Here is a 17,636-nt window from a genome sequence, read left to right on the forward strand (position 1 = left end):
CAGACGGCCTGAGACGAGGAACGCGACGAGCTCGGCCACTTCCGCGGGAAGGGATGGGGTCAGGCCGCCTCGACGGGGAACCGCGCTTGGTCCACCCCGATGCGCTGCGCGGCCCGGACGAGGCGGTGATCTCCGGCCGGGCCGTGTGCTCCAGCCAGCCCAGGGCCAGTGTCGCGGCAGGCAGGTCCGTCACGGGGACAGCGCACACCTCCCGCGTCAGGCGCTCGCCGATGGCAGATCCCACGACGGTGATGAGACGTCCCACCGCCACCCGGTCGAGAATCTCGTCCAGCCCCATCGACGGGCCGATCGAGTCCGGTTGCCACGAGACCGCATTTCCCGGTCCTCCCCGGCTGGGACATCGCCGGTGTGGTGGAACGCCCGGGTCCGGCAGCGCCGGAGTTCTCGGCCGGCGACGAGGTCATCGGGTATGTCAGGAGCGATGTGCAGCGCGCCCACGGCGGCTTGGCCGAGCTCGTCGCCGCGGATGTCCGCACCCTTGTGCGCAAGCCGGCCACCATGAGTTTCACTCAGGCGTCCGCTCTGCCCCTGGCGGGTCTGACCGCCTGCCAGGCCGTGGTGCACGCCCTGGGCGTCCGGCAGGGCCACACGCGGCTGGTGCTCGGGGCGGCCGGTGGTGTCGGCTCGCTCGCGGTGCAGATCGCCCGATCGCGCGGAGCGCGCGTGATCGGCACCGTCTCACCACGCGACCACGGCTACCTGCGCACACTCGGGGCCGAGCCGGTCACCTACGGCCACGGTGCCGCCGAACACGTCCGCGGACTCGCCCCCGATGGCGTGGACGCGGTCCTGGACACCGTCGGCGGCGGCCTGCTCGCGGCGACGGCACACGCCGTGGCACCCGGCGCACGCGTGGCGTCCATCGCCGGCATCGGGGCACCGGGCGTCACTCCGGTGTTCTGCCGGATGGACCGCGCGGACCTCACGGCGCTGGTGGAGCTCGCCGAGGCCGGCGAGCTCCACGTGCGGATCGGCGCCACCTACCCGCTGGAACGCGCGGCCGATGCGCAGCGCGCGCTGACCGCCGGTGGCACCCCCGGGCAAGATCGTCATCACCGTCGGCTGATGTGCCGCGCCCTCAGGCCCGGCCGTGCCCCCGGTACAGCTCCAGCTCGGAGTCGAGTTCGACGGCGAGAACGGTGGCGTGGTCGTCGAGGTCGGCGGCCGCGGGCGGGTCGATCCACAGCACACCGGGGACCTCGTGCAGGCCGCCGATCACCCGGTGGCCGAGCTCGGTGCCGGTGCCGAGGACGGTCACCCGGCGTACGGGGCTCACCAGGCCCCGTACGCCGATGGGCGAACGCGGGATGTCGAAGAGCGTCAGATACAGGGTGCGGCGGTCGGCCGCGAGGGTGCTGGGGCCGTAGTGGTGTCCGGCGGGCAGGCCCGCGACGGTGCCGTAGACCGCGTCGGCGTGCCGGGCGATCCAGGCGCCCATGCCTTCGAGGCGCTCGACCTGCTCGCCGGGGATCGTTCCGTCCTCCTTCGGGCCCACGGAGAGCAGCAGATTGCCGCCCGCGCCGATGGTCTCGGTGAAGTAGCGGATGAGCTGGGTCGTCGTCTTGTAGTTGTGGTCGTGGTGCTGGAAGCCCCATGAGTCGTTGAAGGTCAGGCACAGTTCCCAGGGCCCCGCGGGCGGTTCGATCGGCACGCCCTGCTCGGGGGTGGCGTAGTCGCCCTCGCTGAGCATGCGCGCGTTCAGCACACAGTCCGGGACCTCGGCGCGGATGAGCCGGGCCAGCTCGCGGATCCCCCACTGTTCCTCGGTGCGCTCCCACTCGCCGTCGAACCACAGGAGGTCGGGGCGGAATCGGGTGGTGAGCTCGTTCACCTGGCCGTCGCGGTAGGCGAGGTAGCGGGCCCAGGCGTCGAGGTCCTCCTCTTCCTTCGGGACCTCGGCGTACGGGTTGTTCTCCTGCTCGGGCGGCCGTCCCTCGTAGCGGGTGGAGGCGTAGTCGGGGTGGTTCCAGTCGCTGTGCGAGTAGTAGAGGCCGACCTTCAGCCCCCGTTCGCGCAGGGCTTCGGCGTACGGGGCCACGAGGTCGCGGCCGGCCGGGGTGTGCCGGACCACGTTCAGGTCGCCGAGGGCGGTGTCCCACAGGGCGACGCCGTCGTGATGGCGGCTGGTCAGCACGGCGTAGCGGGCTCCGGCGCGGGCGAAGAGGTCGGCCCAGGCGCGGGGGTCGTAGCGCGCCGCGGTGAACCGGTCGAGCTGCGCCATGTACGTCTGGTGCGGGACGTCGCCGTCGAAGAAGGACCAGGACTCCTGCACTCCGTCCACGGCGTAGATGCCCCAGTGGATGAAGATCCCGAACTTCGCGTCGGGGAACCACGGTCGCATGGCCATGGCGTCAGCTCCTCTTCAGCCGCAGGGTCAGGATCTGGAAGGGGCGCAGATTCACCGTGACATTGCCGTCCGCATCGGTGCTCGGCGCGTCCTGGACCTCGGTGAGCGGGCGTTCCAGCAGGTCGGTGACGGTGGCGCCGCTGTGGGTGAAGCCGGGGCGCAGGGTGGTGCGGGTACGGCCGCCGAGCGATTCGTAGAGCCGCACCACGACATCGCCCGAGCGGTCGTCGGCGAGCTTGACCGCCTCGACGACGGCGGCCGGGCCGTCCGTGGTGACGACCGGCGCCACGGCCGCGCCGGAGTCGGCGACGCGCAGCGGGAGGTTGAGCGCGTAGCCCTCGGCGATCGCGTCCTCGACGGTCGCGCCGGGCAGGAGGGCGTAGGTGAGGCGGTGGATGCCCTGGTCGGCCTCGGGGTCGGGCACCCTCGGGGCGCGCACCAGGCTGAGCCGGACGGTGGTCGTCGTGCCGCCGGTGCCCTCGCCCGTCTCGTGGGTGGTGCGGGCCACGTCGTGCCCGTAGGTCGAGTCGTTGAGGACCGCCACGCCGTAGCCCGGCTCGGCGACATGCACCCAGCGGTGGCCATAGACCTCGAAACGGGCCGCCTCCCAGCTGGTGTTGGTGTGGGTCGGGCGGTGGACGTGGCCGAACTGGATCTCGGCGGTCGACCGGTCGGCGTGGATGTCGATGGGGAAGGCGGCCTTGAGGATCTTCTCGGCCTCGTGCCAGTCGATCTCGGTCGCGAAGTCGATACGGCGGCTGCCCGCGCGGACGGTGATGGTCTGGACGATGCGCGAGCGGTCGTCCTTGCCGAAGGCGCGCTGCACGCGCAGGGCGCCGAGCAGCGGGCCCTCTTCGGCGACGGTGACCGCGTCGGCCTCGAGCAGATCGGTCCAGCGCTGCCGGTAGTGCTTGTCGATGTCCCAGGCGTCCCAGTAGTTGGGCAGGTCGCTGTGGAGTCGCAGGAGGTTGCCCGCGGCGCCGGGGGCCAGGACCTCACGGCCGGCCACCAGGTCCCGTACCGAGGCGAGCGTGCCGTCCTCGGCGAGTTCGACCCTGACCAGGCCGTTGTCCAGGACGCGGCCGCCGGTGACGGTGACGGGCTCCGGGGCTGCGGCCGCGGCCGCGGTCAGCGGGGCGGCGCCGGAGGCCGGCACCCGCGCGAAGACGGCGACGGTGCCGTCCGCCAGCGGCTGGCCCTCGGCCGTGCCCGCGGGGACGGCGACGACCTCGGCGCGCGGACGGGGGCTGGTGTTGAACACCCGCGCACCGGATCCGGGCGATGCGGTGCCGCTCAGCGCGGCCATGGCCTCCGCGGTGAGTTCGGTCAGCTCCGCGGCCACCCGCGCGTACTCCGCCTCCGCCTCGCGGTGCACCCAGGCGATCGACGAGCCCGGCAGGATGTCGTGGAACTGATGGAGCAGCACCGTCTTCCACAGCCGGTCGAGCCGCTCGTACGGGTAGGGGTGGTCCGCGTGCAGCGCGGCGGCCGTCGACCACAGCTCAGCCTCGCGCAGCAGGTGCTCGCTGCGCCGGTTGCCCTGCTTGGTGCGGGCCTGTGAGGTGTAGGTGGCGCGGTGCAGCTCCAGATAGAGCTCGCCGGTCCACACCGGGGCGTCGGGGTATTCGGCCCGGGCGGCGGCGAAGAAGTCGTCGGGGTGCTCGATGACGACCTTCGCGGAGCCCTCCAGGTTGGCCAGCCGGCGCGCCCGCTCCATCATCTCGCGGGTGGGCCCGCCGCCCCCGTCGCCGTGCCCGAAGGGTGCCAGGGAGCGGGTGCCACGCCCCTTGTCCTGGTAGTTGCGTACGGCGTGGGCCATCTCCTGGCCGGAGAACTCGGCGTTGTAGGTGTCCACCGGCGGGAAGTGGGTGAAGACCCGGGAGCCGTCGATGCCCTCCCACCAGAAGGTGTGGTGGGGCAGCTTGTTGGTCTGGTTCCAGGAGAGTTTCTGGGTCAGGAACCACTCGTTCCCGGCCAGCCGGGCCAGTTGCGGGAAGCAGGCGTTGTAGCCGAAGGAGTCGGGCAGCCACACACCCTTGGTCTCGATGCCGAACTCGTCCAGGAAGAAGCGCTTGCCGTGGATGAGCTGGCGGGCCAGGGCCTCGCCGCCGGGCAGGTTGCCGTCGGCCTCCACCCACATGCCGCCGACCGGCGCCCACTGCCCGCCTCGCACGGCCTCGTGGATGCGGTCCCAGACCTGGGGGTAGTGCTCCTTGACCCAGGCGTACTGCTGCGCCTGCGAGCAGGCGAAGATGAACTCCGGGTACTCCTCGGCGAGCGCCGTGACGTTGGAGAAGGTGCGCGAGGTCTTGCGCTTGGTCTCGCGTATGGGCCACAGCCAGGCGGAGTCGATATGCGCGTGGCCGACGGCCGAGAGGGTGTGGGCGCTGGCGTTGGCGGGGCGCTCCAGCACACCGCGCAGGGCGTCGCGCACGTCGGTGGCGGTGCCGGAGATGTCCTCCAGGTCCAGCCGGTCCAGGGCGCGGTCCAGGGCGTGGGCGATCTCGTGGCGGCGAGGGTCGTGCTCGCTCAGCTCCAGCATCAGCTCGCGCAGCACGGTGAGGTCCAGGCCCAGATGCCACACCTGCCCGTCCAGTACGGCCAGGTCGGCGCGGGCGAAGGTGTAGAGGGGGGCGCGGCCGGCGGTGAGCTTGTCGCCGAGCGGGGTCGGTCGGCTGAAGTCGTTCGCGAGGATGTCGGGGTTGGAGGCGGCCTCGATGAGGTACGAGACCTGCTCGCCGCCCTCGGCGGGGTGCGCCACCGGCACGTACTGGTTCTGCGGGTTGACCGCCTTGAGCGGGGCGCCGCCCGGGGTGTGGACCAGTGCCTCGGCCTGGTTGCCCGGCCAGTCGCCGACGAAGCCGAGGTCGAAGACGGCCTCGACGCGCTTGCCCGCCCACGCGGCGGGGACCTCGCCGTGGACCTTGAACCAGGTGGTGCCCCAGGGCGGGCCCCAGGGGGTCCCGGTGGTGAAGGGCTCGTACGGCGCCTGTGCCGCCTCGGCGAAGGGCACCGGTTCGTCGGGCGCCTGCCACGCCTCGATCGTGAAGGGCACGGAGGCCGAGTGGACGGCGGGCTGGACGCGCTGGGTGAGGACGCGCTGGACGCGGTCCTCGATGCGGCGGCGTTCGTCATGCATGGCGAGGGCTCCTACGGGCGGTTCAGGTAGGCGAGTCCGGGGTGTGCCCTGGTGTAGCCGTCGACGAGGCGGTGGGCGACGGCGACCGAGTCCACGAGGGGGTGGAGGGCGAACGCCTTGACGGCGGTGGCGCGCGAGCCGCTGTCGGCGGCGTTCATGACCTCGCGCTCGACGGCCTTGACCGCGCACACCAGGCCGGTGGCGTGGCCGGGCAGCGGGTCGACGGAGACGGGGTGCGCACCGCTCGCGTCCACCAGGCAGGGGACCTCGATGACGGCGTCCGCGTCGAGCGCGCCCAGCGTGGTGCGGTTGCGGACGTTGAGGATGAGGGTGGTGCGCTCGTCGCGGGCGATGGCGCGCATGAGGGCGAGCGCTACCTGCTCGTAGCCGCCGGACTCCAGGTCCGACGCGTCGCGCTCGCCGGCGCCCGCCGCCTCGCGGTTGGCCGCCATGTAGGTGGCCTCGCGCTCGGCGCGGGTGCGGTCCCAGGTCGCGAGCGCGGGGGCGTGGCCCTGCTCCATCACCTCGTAGAACCGCGCCTGCTGGTCGCGGAGGAAGGCGCCGCGGGTCTGCTCGGCCTCGCGGTAGGCGCGTACCGCTTCCCGGTTGAAGTAGTAGTAGTGCAGATACTCGTTGGGGATCGCGCCCAGGGAGGCGAGCCACTCGGGGCCGAAGAGCTTGCCCTCCTCGAACGAGCCGAGGGCCTCGGGGTCGGCGAGCAGCCGCGGGAGTTCGTCGCGCCCGGCGACGCGCAGGCCGCGCAGCCAGCCGAGGTGGTTGAGGCCGACGTAGTCGATCCACGCGCGGTCCGGGTCGGCGCCGAGCGCGCGGGCGACGCGGCGGCCGAGGCCCACCGGCGAGTCGCAGATGCCGATGACGCGGTCGCCGAGGTGGCGGGACATGGCCTCGGTGACCAGGCCCGCGGGATTGGTGAAGTTGATGACCCAGGCGTCGGGGGCCAGGCGGGCGACCCGCCGGGCGATGTCGACGGCGACGGGGACGGTGCGCAGCCCGTAGGCGATGCCGCCCGCGCCCACCGTCTCCTGGCCGAGGACTCCGTGGTCCAGGGCGACGCGCTCGTCGGCGGCGCGGCCTTCGAGGCCGCCGACGCGGATCGCGGAGAAGACGAAGTCGGCGCCGCGCAGCGCCTCGTCGAGGTCGGTGGTGTGGGACACCGTGGGCGCTCCCCCGGCCTCCGGCCGGGCGGTGCCTCCCGGGCTCGCCGCGGCCTGTTCGGCCAGCACCCGGGCGACGGCGCCGAGTCGGCCGGCGTCCAGGTCGTGGAGGGTGACCTGGGTGACGCGGCCCGGGGAGCGGTCGGCGAGCAGCGCCCCGTACACGAGCGGCACCCGGAACCCGCCGCCGCCGAGAATGGTCAGCTTCACACCCGCACCACCTTTACTCCGGCCTGCTCGAACACCGAGCACGTGGCCGAGTCCGAGGGGGCGTTGGTCACTACCGTGTCGAGGTCCTCGGGGCCGCAGACCTTGGTCATGCCGGTGCCGGGGAACTTGCCCGCGTCGGCGAGCAGCACCACCTGGTCACTGGCCGCGATCATCGCCCGTTTCACCGGGACCTCGATGACCGTGGTGTCCATGATCTGCCCGCTGGGACGGACGCCGCTGGTCCCCAGGAAGAGCCAGTCGGCGTGGAGCTGGCGGAGGTTGTCCTCGGTGAGGAATCCGACCAGGGAGCGGTATTCGCGCCGGAGCACCCCGCCGAGCAGCACCAGCTCCACTGCGGTGTCGTCGGCCAGCTCCTCGAACACCACCAGGTTGCTGGTGATCACGGTCAGCCGTCGGCCGTGCAGTTGCCGGGCGAGCCGGTAGGCGGTGGTGCCGATGTCCAGCAGCACGGACTGCCCGTCCTCGATCATGTCCGCGGCCGCCACCGCCAGGGCGTCCTTCTCGGCCACGCGCACTCCGGCGACCTCCGCGAAGGGCTGGTCGCCCTCCTCGACGACCGCGCCGCCGTGCACCCGGGTGAGCAGTCCCTCCTCCTCCAGCTTCAGCAGGTCGCGCCGGATGGTCGCGGCGGAGACCCCGAGCTGTTCGGAGAGGTCGGTCACGGCCGCCGGGCCCCCGGACCGCAGGGCGCGGAGGATCATCTGATGTCGTCGTTCAGCCAGCACGGCGAGCAGCCTACTCGTCAATCTCAATCATTTCTATGCATCCACGTGCACCCCTCTTGCCATTTTTGCGCAGAGCCCGCACGATCCTCTGCAATGCGCTGCAGCTTCTGCACACTTTTGACGAGAGGAGGAGCTCGTGGCCGAACCTCCCCCGCCCGGGGAACGGGCTCCCGACGCCACGGGACCCGATGTCCTGGTGACCGGTCTGCTCTTCTACGACCTCGTGATGACCGGACTCGGCCGGCCGCCGGCACCGGGTGAGGAGATCTGGACCCAGGGCATGGGCTGCGGCCCCGGCGGCATCGCCAACCTCGCGGTCGCCGCCGCCCGCTTCGGCCTCACCACCTCGCTGGCCACCGTCTTCGGCGACGACTTCTACGGGGCGTACTGCCGCGACATCCTCGCCCGGCAGGAGGGCATCGACCTCGCGCTCTCGCGCACCGCACCCGGCTGGAACACGCCGGTCACCGTCTCGATCGCCCAGGGACACGACCGCGCACTGATCACCCACGGCCAGGAACCCCCGTATCCGCAGGACGAGTTGATGGCGAGCGCCCCTCAGGCACGGGCGGCCATCGCACACCTCGGCACCGAGCCCCAGGCGTGGATCGCGAAGGCCGCCGCCGCGGGCACCAAGATCTTCGCGGATGTCGGCTGGGACCCCACGGGGGCCTGGTCCGGCGAGCTGCTCGACCAGCTCTCCCGCTGCCACGCCTTCCTGCCCAACGAGGGCGAGGCGATGGGCTACACACGCACCGGCAACGCACGGGCCGCGCTCGGCAAGCTCGCCGACATCGTGCCGGTCGCCGTCGTCACACGCGGCCCGCACGGCGCCCTCGCCGTCGACCAGACGACGGGCGAGGCCGCCGACGTCGCCGCGCTCGACATCGATGTCGTGGACGCGACGGGAGCCGGGGACGTCTTCGGCGCGAGCTTCACCGCCGCCACCCTCGCCGGCTGGCCGCTCGCCGACCGGCTGCGCTTCGCGGGACTGGCCGCCGGCCTGTCCGTCACCCGGCACGGCGGCGCGCTCGCCGCACCGGGCTGGCACGGCATCGACCAGTGGTGGCGGACCACCGGCAGCCGCGACCCCGCACTGCGGCGCACCTACGGATTCCTGGCGGACCGCATCCCCGAGGACCCCGGTCCCGCCCCGCACACCACACCCGTCACCCCCCACACCCTGTAATCGCAGTGCGTACTACCCGAAAGGCGGTGGGAGCGGTGCACCTCTCGCGAAGAGCACTGCTGTACGCGGGCCTCGCCACCACGGCGACCGCGGCGCTCGGCGGCACCACGGCAGGCTGCTCGGTTCCGAACGGCTCGACCGGCCGGAACATGACCCTCTGGTACTGGACCGGCGGACTGAGCGACAAGGTCGTGGCGGACGCCAAGAAGCGCTTCACCGATGTCTCGCTCAAACCCGCCCAGATCGGCGGCTACTTCAAGTCCAAGCTGCTGACCACGATGACCGGGCGCGCCTACGTACCCGACATCACCGGTCTCAAGGGCGAGGACATGGCCTCGTACCTGCCGAACGCCGAGCAGTTCATCGATCTGCGCACGCTCGGCGCGGAGAAACTCAAGGACCAGTACCTGCCGTGGAAGTGGGCCGAGGGCATCGCTCCCGACGGGAGCATGATCGGCTTTCCCATCGACACCGGCCCGGTCGCCCACTACTTCATGCCCGAGGTGTTCGACCGGGCGGGGCTGCCGACCGATCCGGCGGACGTCGGCAAGGAGATGGACACCTGGGAGAAGTACCTGGCGGCCGGTGAGCGGCTGAAGAAGAAGGTCCGTGGCGCGCATATGGTCATCGACGCGCTCACGATCTACCAGTACATGATCGCGCAGGGCACCCGGCGCTACGTCGATGAGGAACGGCGCTTCATCGGCGACCACGAGCATGTGCGCCGCGCCTGGAACATGGCGATCGACGCGTATGAGCGCGGCCTGTGCTCCCGGTACCAGTCCGGCACCCCGGACGGCAACGCGGCCATCGAGAACGGCCTGCTGCCCAGCCAGATCGGCGCCTCCTGGGTGGCCGGCGACCTCAAGCTGACGGTGCCCAAGACCAAGGGGAAGTGGCGGGTGGCCGCCCTGCCCGGCGGCCCGGCCAACAACGGCGGCTCCTTCCTGGCGATCACCAAGTCCTGCCGGAAGCCCGAGCGGGCCTTCGAGATCCTCACCTGGCTGCTGAACGCGGACAACCAGACCCGCGGTTTCACCGACGCCACCCTCTTCCCGTCCACCCCCGCCTCGTACCAGCAGGAGGCGATGCGCGCGCCGGACCCGTTCTTCGGCGGCCAGACCACCATCGATGTCTTCGGCCCCACGGCCGAGAAGATCCCGATCGCTTACCACAGCCCGTACGACTACCCCCTGGACCAGGCGGTCTCCGATGAACTGCGCAATGTGAACGCCCTGGGCAAGGATCCCCGCCGGGCGTGGAAGGACGCCATGGCCAAGTGCCGGCGCATAGCGGACCACCTGGGAGTGCAGACATGACCGGAGTAGGTGCCGCCCCCACGCTCGGCGCGCCCGCCGACAGCGGTGTGAGATCCGCCCCCGCCCGCGCCAGGTCCCGCTCCGTACTCGGGTACTGGCGGCTGTATCTGGCGATCTCGCCCTTCTATCTGCTCTTCCTGTGCTTCGGCCTGATCCCGGTGGGCTTCTCGCTCTATCTCTCCTTCCACCGGTGGGACGGCCTCGGCTCGATGGAGTACGCGGGCCTGTCGCAGTACCGCTACCTCCTCAGCGACGGACAGTTCTGGAACTCTCTCACCAACACCCTGATCATCTGGGCGATCGCCACCCTGCCGATGCTGTTCATCGCGCTGGTGACCGCGGTGATGCTCAACTCCGCGGTGCGGTTCAAGAACTTCTACCGCTTCGCGTACTTCCTTCCGAACGTCACCTCGGTCGTCGCCGTGGCGATCATCTTCACCTCGATCTTCTCCACCAACTTCGGCCTCGCGAACGCCGTGTTGCAAGGACTCGGACTCGATCAGGTGGCCTGGCTGAACACGGACTGGGGCATCAAGATCTCCATCGCCGTGTTGATGACCTGGCAGTGGACCGGCTACAACGCGCTGATCTTCCTGGCCGGGCTCCAGACCATTCCCACCGAGCTCTACGAGGCCGCCCGCGTCGACGGCGCCGGGCCCGTGCAGACCTTCTTCCGGATCACCGTGCCGATGATGCGGCCGATCATCCTCTTCGCGCTGGTCGTCTCGACCGTCACCGGACTGCAGAGCTTCACCGAGCCGCAGGTGCTGCTGGCCAACACCAACAACACCTCCACCTTCGCGGGCGGCCCCGGCAACTCCGGCCAGACGATGGTCCTCTATTTCTTCCAGCAGAGCTTCGACAACAACGACTTCGGCTACGGCGCGGCCATCGCCTGGGGCATCTTCCTGGTCGTCGCCATCTTCTCGATCGTCAACTGGCGCCTGGTACAGCGCGGGGAAAAGTAGAGGGAGACCATCGTGAAAGGCATGAAGGGTACCCGCGCCAGAGGGCTGACCCTGCACATCTCGCTGATCGCCGGTGTGCTCGTCTCGCTCTTCCCGTTCTACTGGACCATCGTGATGTCGACCCATTCGTCGACGGAGATCTTCCAGTACCCGCCGAAGCTGCTGCCGGGCTCGCACTTCGACGAGAACGTCCACCATCTCTTCCAGAAGATCGACTTCTTCGGGTCGATGTTCAACACCCTGGTCGTCGCCGTCTCGGTGACCTTCCTCGTGCTGTTCTTCGACTCGCTCGCGGCCTTCGTCTTCGCGAAGTTCCACTTCCCCGGCCGCCGGGCGCTGTTCGTCATCATGATGGGCATCTTCATGGTGCCCGCCCAGCTCCAGGCCATCCCGCAGTTCGTGATCATGGCGAAGCTCGGCTGGATCGGCTCCCTCACCTCGCTCGTCATCCCGGCGGCCGCCAACGCCTTCGGGATCTTCTGGATGCGCCAGTACATGAAGGGCTCCATCCATGACGAACTGATGGACTCCTCCCGGCTGGACGGCTGCGGCTTCCTCCGTCAGTACTGGCACGTGGCGCTGCCCGTGGTCCGGCCCGGCCTCGCCTTCCTCGGCATCTTCACCTTCATGGCCCAGTGGAACGACTACGCCTGGCCGCTGATCGCCCTGATCAACCCGGACCATGTGACGCTCCAGGTCGCCCTGTCGCAGCTCAACAGCGTCAATGGCACCACCGACTACGGGATGGTGATGGCGGGCGCGCTGCTCGCCCTGATCCCGCTGCTCGTCGTGTTCTTCATCGGCGCCCGCCAGATCATGGCGGACCTCGCCAAGGGGGCCATCCGCTGATGGATCCGCGTCCGCTGAACACTCCTCTGATGGACCTGCGTCCCTGGGAGTCGCCCGAGCTCACCTCCTGGCGACGGCTGCCGATGCACGCCGTGGACCGCGGGGCGGGTGCCCTCTCGCTGGACGACGACCACTGGCGCTTCCAGCTGCTGCCCGCGCCGGAGGTGCCCCCGTCCGAGAACTGGCGGCAGCTGAAGGTGCCCGGCGCCTGGACCACACAGGACACCGGCGACCTGCCGCAGTACACCAACTGGCGGATGCCCTGGCCCGATATTCCGCCGCACTCCCCCACCGCCAACCCCACCGGTGTGCACGAGCGCGACGTCGACATCCCGGCCGACTGGGCCGGGCGCCGCGTCATCCTGCATGTCGGTGCCGCGACGAGTGTGCTGATCGCCGAGGTGAACGGCCGGGCCGTGGGCATCGGCAAGGACTCGCACCTCGCGTCCGAGTTCGACATCACCGACGCGGTACGGACCGGGGAGGCCAACACCGTACGGCTGACCGTGGTCAAGTGGTCCGACGCCTCGCATATCGAGGACCAGGACCACTGGTGGCACGGCGGCATCACCCGTCCCGTCCTGCTCTACGCCACCGATCCGCTGCATCTGGCCGATGTGAAGGTCAGCGCCCCCGCCGACGGACGGCTGTGCGTGGAGGTGCAGGTGCGCCACGCGGGCGGGACACTGCCCGCCGGCTGGCGCGTGTCCGGACACCTCGACGGGTTCGGCGTACTCACCCCCGACGAGGAGTACGCCGCCTGGTGCGTCCAGGAGGACCGGGTCTCGGACTTCCTCGGCGAGGCGCGCCTGCTCGCGACCGTGCCCGACGTACGCCGCTGGTCCGCCGAGACGCCCGAGCTGTACGGGCTCGACATCCGGCTGCACCGCCCCGACGGATCCGTCGCCGACACCTCCCGCCACCGCGTGGGCTTCCGCACCGTCGAGATCGTGGGCAACGACCTGCTGGTCAACGGCGAACGCGTCTTCATCCGGGGCGTGAACCGGCACGACTTCCACCCGCTCACCGGCCGCACCGTCACCCCCGAAGAGATGCGCGCCGACCTGGAGACCATCAAGCGCTTCGGCTTCAACGCCGTCCGCACCTCGCACTACCCGAACGACCCCGCACTGCTGGACCTCGCCGACGAGCTGGGCCTCTACCTCGTCGACGAGGCCGATATCGAATGCCACGACCACGCCCACGAGATCGCGGACGACCCCCGCTATCTGGGCGCGTTCGTGGACCGGGTCTCGCGCATGGTCCTGCGGGACAAGAACCACGCGTGCGTCATCGTGTGGTCGCTGGGCAACGAGAGCGACTACGGCGCGAACCACGACGCGGCCGCCGGCTGGCTGCGCCGCTACGATCCGACCCGCCCGCTGCAGTACGAGGGGGCGGCCAAGACCGGCTGGTCCGGGGCGGACATCGCCTCCGACATCCTCTGCCCAATGTACGCGTCACTGGACGAGATCACCGCGCACGCCGCCTCCGGCGAGCAGAACAAGCCGCTGATCCTGTGCGAGTACTCGCACGCCATGGGCAACAGCAACGGCACCCTCGCCGACCACTGGGCGGCCATCGAGACCACGCCGGGTCTCCAGGGCGGCTTCATCTGGGAGTTCTGGGACCACGGCATCCTCCAGCGCCTGGCCACGGGCCGCCCCGCGGGCCCTTTCGCGTCCGGCGCCTACGCCCACGGGGTGGCGGCCGACGGCTACCGCTGGGCGTACGGCGGGGACTTCGGCGATGTGCCGAACGACGGGGCGTTCTGCGCGGACGGGCTGGTCTTCCCCGACCGCACCCCGAAGCCCGCGATGTACGAGCATCGCGAGATCGCCGCCCCGGTGCGGCTGACCCGGAGCGATCCTGGCCGCCCGCCGCGCGTCACCAACGCCCAGCACTTCCGCGATGTGTCCTGGCTGACGGCGGAGTGGCGGCTGTCCGTCGAGGACGGCGGCACCCGCACCGCCCCGGCCGTCCTGCCCGACCTCCCGCCCGGGGCCTCGGCGGACCTGCCCCTGCCGCACGGGCTGCTGGCCGAACTGCCCGCCGCGGGCGCCGCCGGTGGCGGCGAGGCTTGGCTGACGCTGCAGGTGACCACGCGCCATGACGAGCCCTGGGCACCGCGCGGCACCGAGGTGTGCGCGCCTCAGATCCAGGTGCGCGAACGGCCCGCCCCGGCGCCGCCGACGTCGGTGTCCGTGGTGGCGTCCGTGGTGGCGGCGTCCGTGGCGGTGTCCGCCCACTCCCCCGACGTCGACGCGGAAGGGCTGTTGCGCCATCCGCTGCTGACCTGCCCGCCCGCCTTGAGCCTGTGGCGAGCGCCCACCGACAACGATCTGCTGGGCGGCGCAGCGGACCACTGGCGCGCGCTGGGCCTCGACCGGCTCGTGCGCGAGCCCGTCTCCGTCGACCGGGCGGACGGCCGCGTCCGTGTGCGGTCGGCCTACCCGACCGGCGCCGGGCCCGTCGAGCACCAGCAGGTCTTCCGCCTCCTCAACGACGACGGCCTGCTGATCGAGGAGACCGCCGTCCTCCCCGAGGGGCTGACCGACGCCGCGCGCGTGGGCACGGTCTTCGAGACGGTGGCCGGGCTGAACCACCTCCAGTGGTACGGCCAGGGCCCCTGGGAGACCTATCCGGACCGGCGGACGGGCGGCCCGGTGGGCCACCACCGGGCCCGCGTGGACAGCCTGTTCACCCCGTATCTGCGCCCCCAGGAGAGCGGTGGCCGGTCCGGCGTACGCCGCTTCGCGCTGCTGTCGGACACCGGCACCGGTCTCGGCGTACGGCTGGACGCGCCCCGCCAGGTCTCGGTCACCCGGTACCGCGCGGCCGACCTCGCCACCGCCTCCCACCACGACGAGCTGACCCCCAGGCCGCGGTGCGTGGTCCATCTCGACGCCGCCCACCGCGGCCTCGGCACCGCGTCCTGCGGCCCGGACACCCTCCCGCGCTACCGGCTGGGCCCCGGCACGTACCGCTGGTCGTGGGTGCTGCGCCCGCTGTGAGGCGCCCGCGTCGGGTGGTCTGCGGGTGATGCGCGCTACGGGGCTGCCTGCCAGCCCAGTGCCGGGCCGAGCCGGGTGGCGATGTCCGTGAGGATCTGGACGTAGTCCTCGTGGTCGAAGGTGAAGGGGAGGGCGAACGCCACCTCGTCGACCTCCCGGAATGCGGCATGGGAGGCGAGCCGTGCGGCGATCTCCTCGGAGGTGCCGACGAGATCGGGCGCGAACATCATGCGCGCCGGTCCCTGGGGCGTGGCGGTACGCGGCAGGCGCCGCAGGGCGTACCGCTCATACTTCGCGCGCTGCTCCGGCGAGGCGGTGTCGGTGGGGATCACGACGAGTCCTTGGGAGACACGGGCGCGGTCGCCGTCGGGGTGGTGGGCGCGGAAGGTCCGTATGTGCGAGAGCTGGATCTCGGCGAAGTCCTCGGACTCCTCCGCCTTCACGACGCTGCTGGTGAGCAGGTTCATTCTGTGTTCACCGGCCCACTGGGCCGACCGCAGGCTGCCACCGCCGTACCACATGCGGCCACCGAGTCCCGGGGAGTGCGGCTGGACGCGGTCGGAGAACACCTCGAAGCCCTCGACACCGCTGAAGTCGGTGACGGGTTCGCCCCGTACGAAGTCCAGCAGTCGTCGCACCCGCTCGTGGCCGAAGTCCTCGACGTCGGCGGTGTCGGGGTAGAGCGCGCCCTTGACCTGGTCGTAGTGGTTCGGCGGACCGACGCTGACCCCCGGGTTGAGGCGGCCCCGGGACAGGATGTCGACGGTCGCCAGGTCCTCGGCCAGCCGCAGCGGGTTCTCCCATCCCACGGGGATGACCGCGGTGCCCAGCTCGATGCGGCTGGTGCGCTGCGAAGCCGCCGCCAGCACGGCCATCGGGGAGGAGATGCCGTATTGCAGATGGCGGTGGCGCACCCAGGCGCTGTCGAAGCCCAGCCGCTCGCCCATCTCAATGATCCGCAGTGTCGACTCATGGCCCCGGTGAGGGTCGGCCTCGTCGAACAGCCCTATGGTCAGGAAACCCAGCTTCCGCAAGGGTTTCGAGGTCAGTGGCATGGTGTGGCTCCCTGTCACATGGCGGTCAACGACGCGAGGCTGACGGAGGTCGGTGCCGGACGGTCAGGAATGTGCGGGGTGTGCGCCGGTTTCGAGGGTGAGGATCGGGCTCATCTCCCGGTCGGCACGCAGGCGTTCCAGCCACAGCACGATGGTGGCTGCCGTGGTGCGGTGGGTGGCGTCGTTCAGCACGTCGTGCACGCCCTCGTGCAGTACGCCGAGGGTCGCGTGTGGCAGCCGTTCGGCCAGGCCGCGGGCCTGCTCCAGCGGAGAGCTCGGGTCCGCCTCGCCGTGCAGGACCAGGGCGGGGAGGTCGGGCAACGACGCGGGCGATGAGGAATACCGGGCCGGGCCGGTGGCGGGAAGCGATCACCAACACGGTGCCGAGCGCACGCAGGGACGGTGAAAATCGCCGCTCAGCGACAAAGAGCGCTGGAGGTGCGCAGGTAGTCCACATAGCGGCAGAGCACGCCCGGATGCGTCGAGTGCATACCTCTTATGGTCGTGACCGCAGAAGCCGGTGTCAATGGACACCCTTAGGTGTCTCATCGTACGGAACCCCGGCGACCTGCGCTTTCATCAGCGCATCAGCATCGAGGAGGGGGCTTCCACCCGACCCCCGGACGATCCCCCCCGCCACCCGGGGCACCCTCGGCGAGCTCCGGCGCCGCTCCACGAAATCCGCGCCCCTGAGTCCCATCGCCACCGGCTCGGCACACACCCGGGAGCGTGCCGTGCTCTCTGTTCCGTCGACCGGATGAAGATTTTGAACGGAGCGCTCCGCTCCGATAGGTTGCATGCGACACACTTCGTTCCGCCGACACGGAGGACATATGAAGGCGACAGGCAGGCCGACGGCTCTGGTGACCGGCGGCAGCCGGGGAATCGGCGCGGCGACTTCACGCGAACTCGCGGCTCGTGGATACCGCGTGGCGGTCAACTACTTCTCGAACCGTGAGGCGGCCTCCCAGGTGGTCAAGCTCATCGAGGCCGACGGCGGCGATGCCTTCGCCGTACAGGCCGATGTGTACGACCCCGACCAGGCTGCCGAACTGCTGAAGCGCGCCGCCGTCGACGGACGCCTGGATGTCCTTGTCTGTAACGCCGGCGCCCGTTTCGTCCCCACTCCCCTGCACGCCCTGGCCTGGGACGACTTCAAGAGGAAGGTGACGGACGAACTGTCGTCCGTCTACACCCTCACCCAGCAGGCCCTGGCCATCATGGGCGCGCGGGGGCAGGGACGGATCGTGTACGTGTCCAGCGCCGTGGCCGACGGCCCACCCACCGCGGGCATGGCCGCCCATGGCACCGCCAAGGCCGCCCTGAACACCTTCGCCCGCTTCGTCGCCTACGAGGCCGGTCCACTCGGCGTCAAGGTCAACGTGGTGGCGCCCGGTTTCGTGCGTACCGAGACCAGCGCCGGGATGCCGCAGGAATTCCAGCAGCGCCTGGTGGAGCGCACCCCGCTCGGACGGGTCGCGGAGCCGGAGGACGTGGCCCGGGCGATCGCGATGCTCGTCGGCGACGATGCCGGCTTCGTCACCGGCTCGGTGCTCACCGTCGACGGCGGGCACGGGGTGGCGCGCCCCTAAGGGAGAATGCTG

11 protein-coding genes and 2 pseudogenes are annotated in these 17,636 nt (G+C 70.9%); 7 read left to right on the forward strand and 6 right to left on the reverse strand.

The genetic code is table 11. From position 1 onward, the window contains the following. Window positions 1–372 precede the first annotated feature (372 nt). Window positions 373–1,002 (forward strand): annotated as a pseudogene (locus tag J8403_RS01410) (NADP-dependent oxidoreductase); the annotation flags it as partial. Window positions 1,003–1,099: 97 nt separating this feature from the next. On the opposite strand, the gene J8403_RS01415 reads toward J8403_RS01410, so the two are convergent. The 4 genes from J8403_RS01415 to J8403_RS01430 are packed head-to-tail and all read right to left on the reverse strand — an operon-like array spanning window position 1,100 to window position 7,638. Next, window positions 1,100–2,368, reverse strand: a complete 1,269-nt coding sequence (locus J8403_RS01415) for an alpha-L-fucosidase (protein ID WP_211121438.1) — start codon at window positions 2,366–2,368, stop codon at window positions 1,100–1,102. Between the two features lie 4 nt (window positions 2,369–2,372). Then, window positions 2,373–5,507 (reverse strand): alpha-mannosidase, encoded by a 3,135-nt coding sequence (locus J8403_RS01420; protein ID WP_211121439.1) that lies wholly within the window; start codon window positions 5,505–5,507, stop codon window positions 2,373–2,375. Between the two features lie 11 nt (window positions 5,508–5,518). Next, a complete protein-coding gene (locus tag J8403_RS01425; RefSeq protein WP_211121440.1) occupies window positions 5,519–6,892 on the reverse strand; it encodes a 6-phospho-beta-glucosidase in 1,374 nt (457 codons plus the stop codon). Then, a complete protein-coding gene (locus tag J8403_RS01430) occupies window positions 6,889–7,638 on the reverse strand; it encodes a DeoR/GlpR family DNA-binding transcription regulator (protein WP_211121441.1) in 750 nt (249 codons plus the stop codon). Before J8403_RS01430 ends, J8403_RS01425 begins: the two co-directional genes overlap by 4 nt. A gap of 136 nt (window positions 7,639–7,774) precedes the next feature. On the opposite strand from J8403_RS01430, the gene J8403_RS01435 reads away from it, so the two are divergent. Genes J8403_RS01435 through J8403_RS01455 form a run of 5 tightly spaced genes read left to right on the forward strand, consistent with a single transcriptional unit; the run spans window position 7,775 to window position 14,977 of the window. Further along, window positions 7,775–8,827: a PfkB family carbohydrate kinase gene (locus J8403_RS01435; RefSeq protein ID WP_211121442.1), complete on the forward strand. Its 1,053-nt coding sequence runs from the start codon at window positions 7,775–7,777 to the stop codon at window positions 8,825–8,827. A gap of 35 nt (window positions 8,828–8,862) precedes the next feature. Next, window positions 8,863–10,146 (forward strand): extracellular solute-binding protein, encoded by a 1,284-nt coding sequence (locus J8403_RS01440; protein ID WP_211128028.1) that lies wholly within the window; start codon window positions 8,863–8,865, stop codon window positions 10,144–10,146. After that, window positions 10,143–11,114: a carbohydrate ABC transporter permease gene (locus tag J8403_RS01445; protein ID WP_211121443.1), complete on the forward strand. Its 972-nt coding sequence runs from the start codon at window positions 10,143–10,145 to the stop codon at window positions 11,112–11,114. The genes J8403_RS01440 and J8403_RS01445 overlap by 4 nt, the downstream gene beginning before the upstream one ends. A gap of 21 nt (window positions 11,115–11,135) precedes the next feature. After that, a complete protein-coding gene (locus tag J8403_RS01450) occupies window positions 11,136–11,963 on the forward strand; it encodes a carbohydrate ABC transporter permease (RefSeq protein WP_078646375.1) in 828 nt (275 codons plus the stop codon). 29 nt (window positions 11,964–11,992) lie between these two features. Then, a complete protein-coding gene (locus J8403_RS01455) occupies window positions 11,993–14,977 on the forward strand; it encodes a glycoside hydrolase family 2 TIM barrel-domain containing protein (protein ID WP_211121444.1) in 2,985 nt (994 codons plus the stop codon). Window positions 14,978–15,012: 35 nt separating this feature from the next. Here the strand turns inward: J8403_RS01455 and J8403_RS01460 are convergent, their stop codons facing one another. Both J8403_RS01460 and J8403_RS01465 read right to left on the reverse strand, forming a co-directional pair. After that, on the reverse strand, window positions 15,013–16,032 hold the full coding sequence (locus J8403_RS01460) for an LLM class flavin-dependent oxidoreductase (RefSeq protein ID WP_211121445.1): 1,020 nt from the start codon (window positions 16,030–16,032) through the stop codon (window positions 15,013–15,015). Window positions 16,033–16,095: 63 nt separating this feature from the next. After that, window positions 16,096–16,365, reverse strand: a pseudogene (locus J8403_RS01465) (alpha/beta hydrolase); the annotation flags it as partial. 500 nt (window positions 16,366–16,865) lie between these two features. Here J8403_RS01465 and J8403_RS01470 point away from each other — a divergent pair. Continuing rightward, window positions 16,866–17,624, forward strand: a complete 759-nt coding sequence (locus J8403_RS01470) for an SDR family oxidoreductase (RefSeq protein WP_211121447.1) — start codon at window positions 16,866–16,868, stop codon at window positions 17,622–17,624. Window positions 17,625–17,636 lie beyond the last annotated feature (12 nt).

The organism is Streptomyces yatensis (assembly GCF_018069625.1).
Classification (GTDB): domain Bacteria; phylum Actinomycetota; class Actinomycetes; order Streptomycetales; family Streptomycetaceae; genus Streptomyces; species Streptomyces yatensis.

Coding starts and splice junctions, on each gene's coding strand:
- J8403_RS01415 (WP_211121438.1), bottom strand. CDS start 2,368: ATGGCCATGCGACCGTGGTTCCCCGACGCGAAGTTCGGGATCTTCATC.
- J8403_RS01420 (WP_211121439.1), bottom strand. CDS start 5,507: ATGCATGACGAACGCCGCCGCATCGAGGACCGCGTCCAGCGCGTCCTC.
- J8403_RS01445 (WP_211121443.1), top strand. CDS start 10,143: ATGACCGGAGTAGGTGCCGCCCCCACGCTCGGCGCGCCCGCCGACAGC.
- J8403_RS01450 (WP_078646375.1), top strand. CDS start 11,136: ATGAAGGGTACCCGCGCCAGAGGGCTGACCCTGCACATCTCGCTGATC.
- J8403_RS01455 (WP_211121444.1), top strand. CDS start 11,993: ATGGACCTGCGTCCCTGGGAGTCGCCCGAGCTCACCTCCTGGCGACGG.
- J8403_RS01460 (WP_211121445.1), bottom strand. CDS start 16,032: ATGCCACTGACCTCGAAACCCTTGCGGAAGCTGGGTTTCCTGACCATA.
- J8403_RS01470 (WP_211121447.1), top strand. CDS start 16,866: ATGAAGGCGACAGGCAGGCCGACGGCTCTGGTGACCGGCGGCAGCCGG.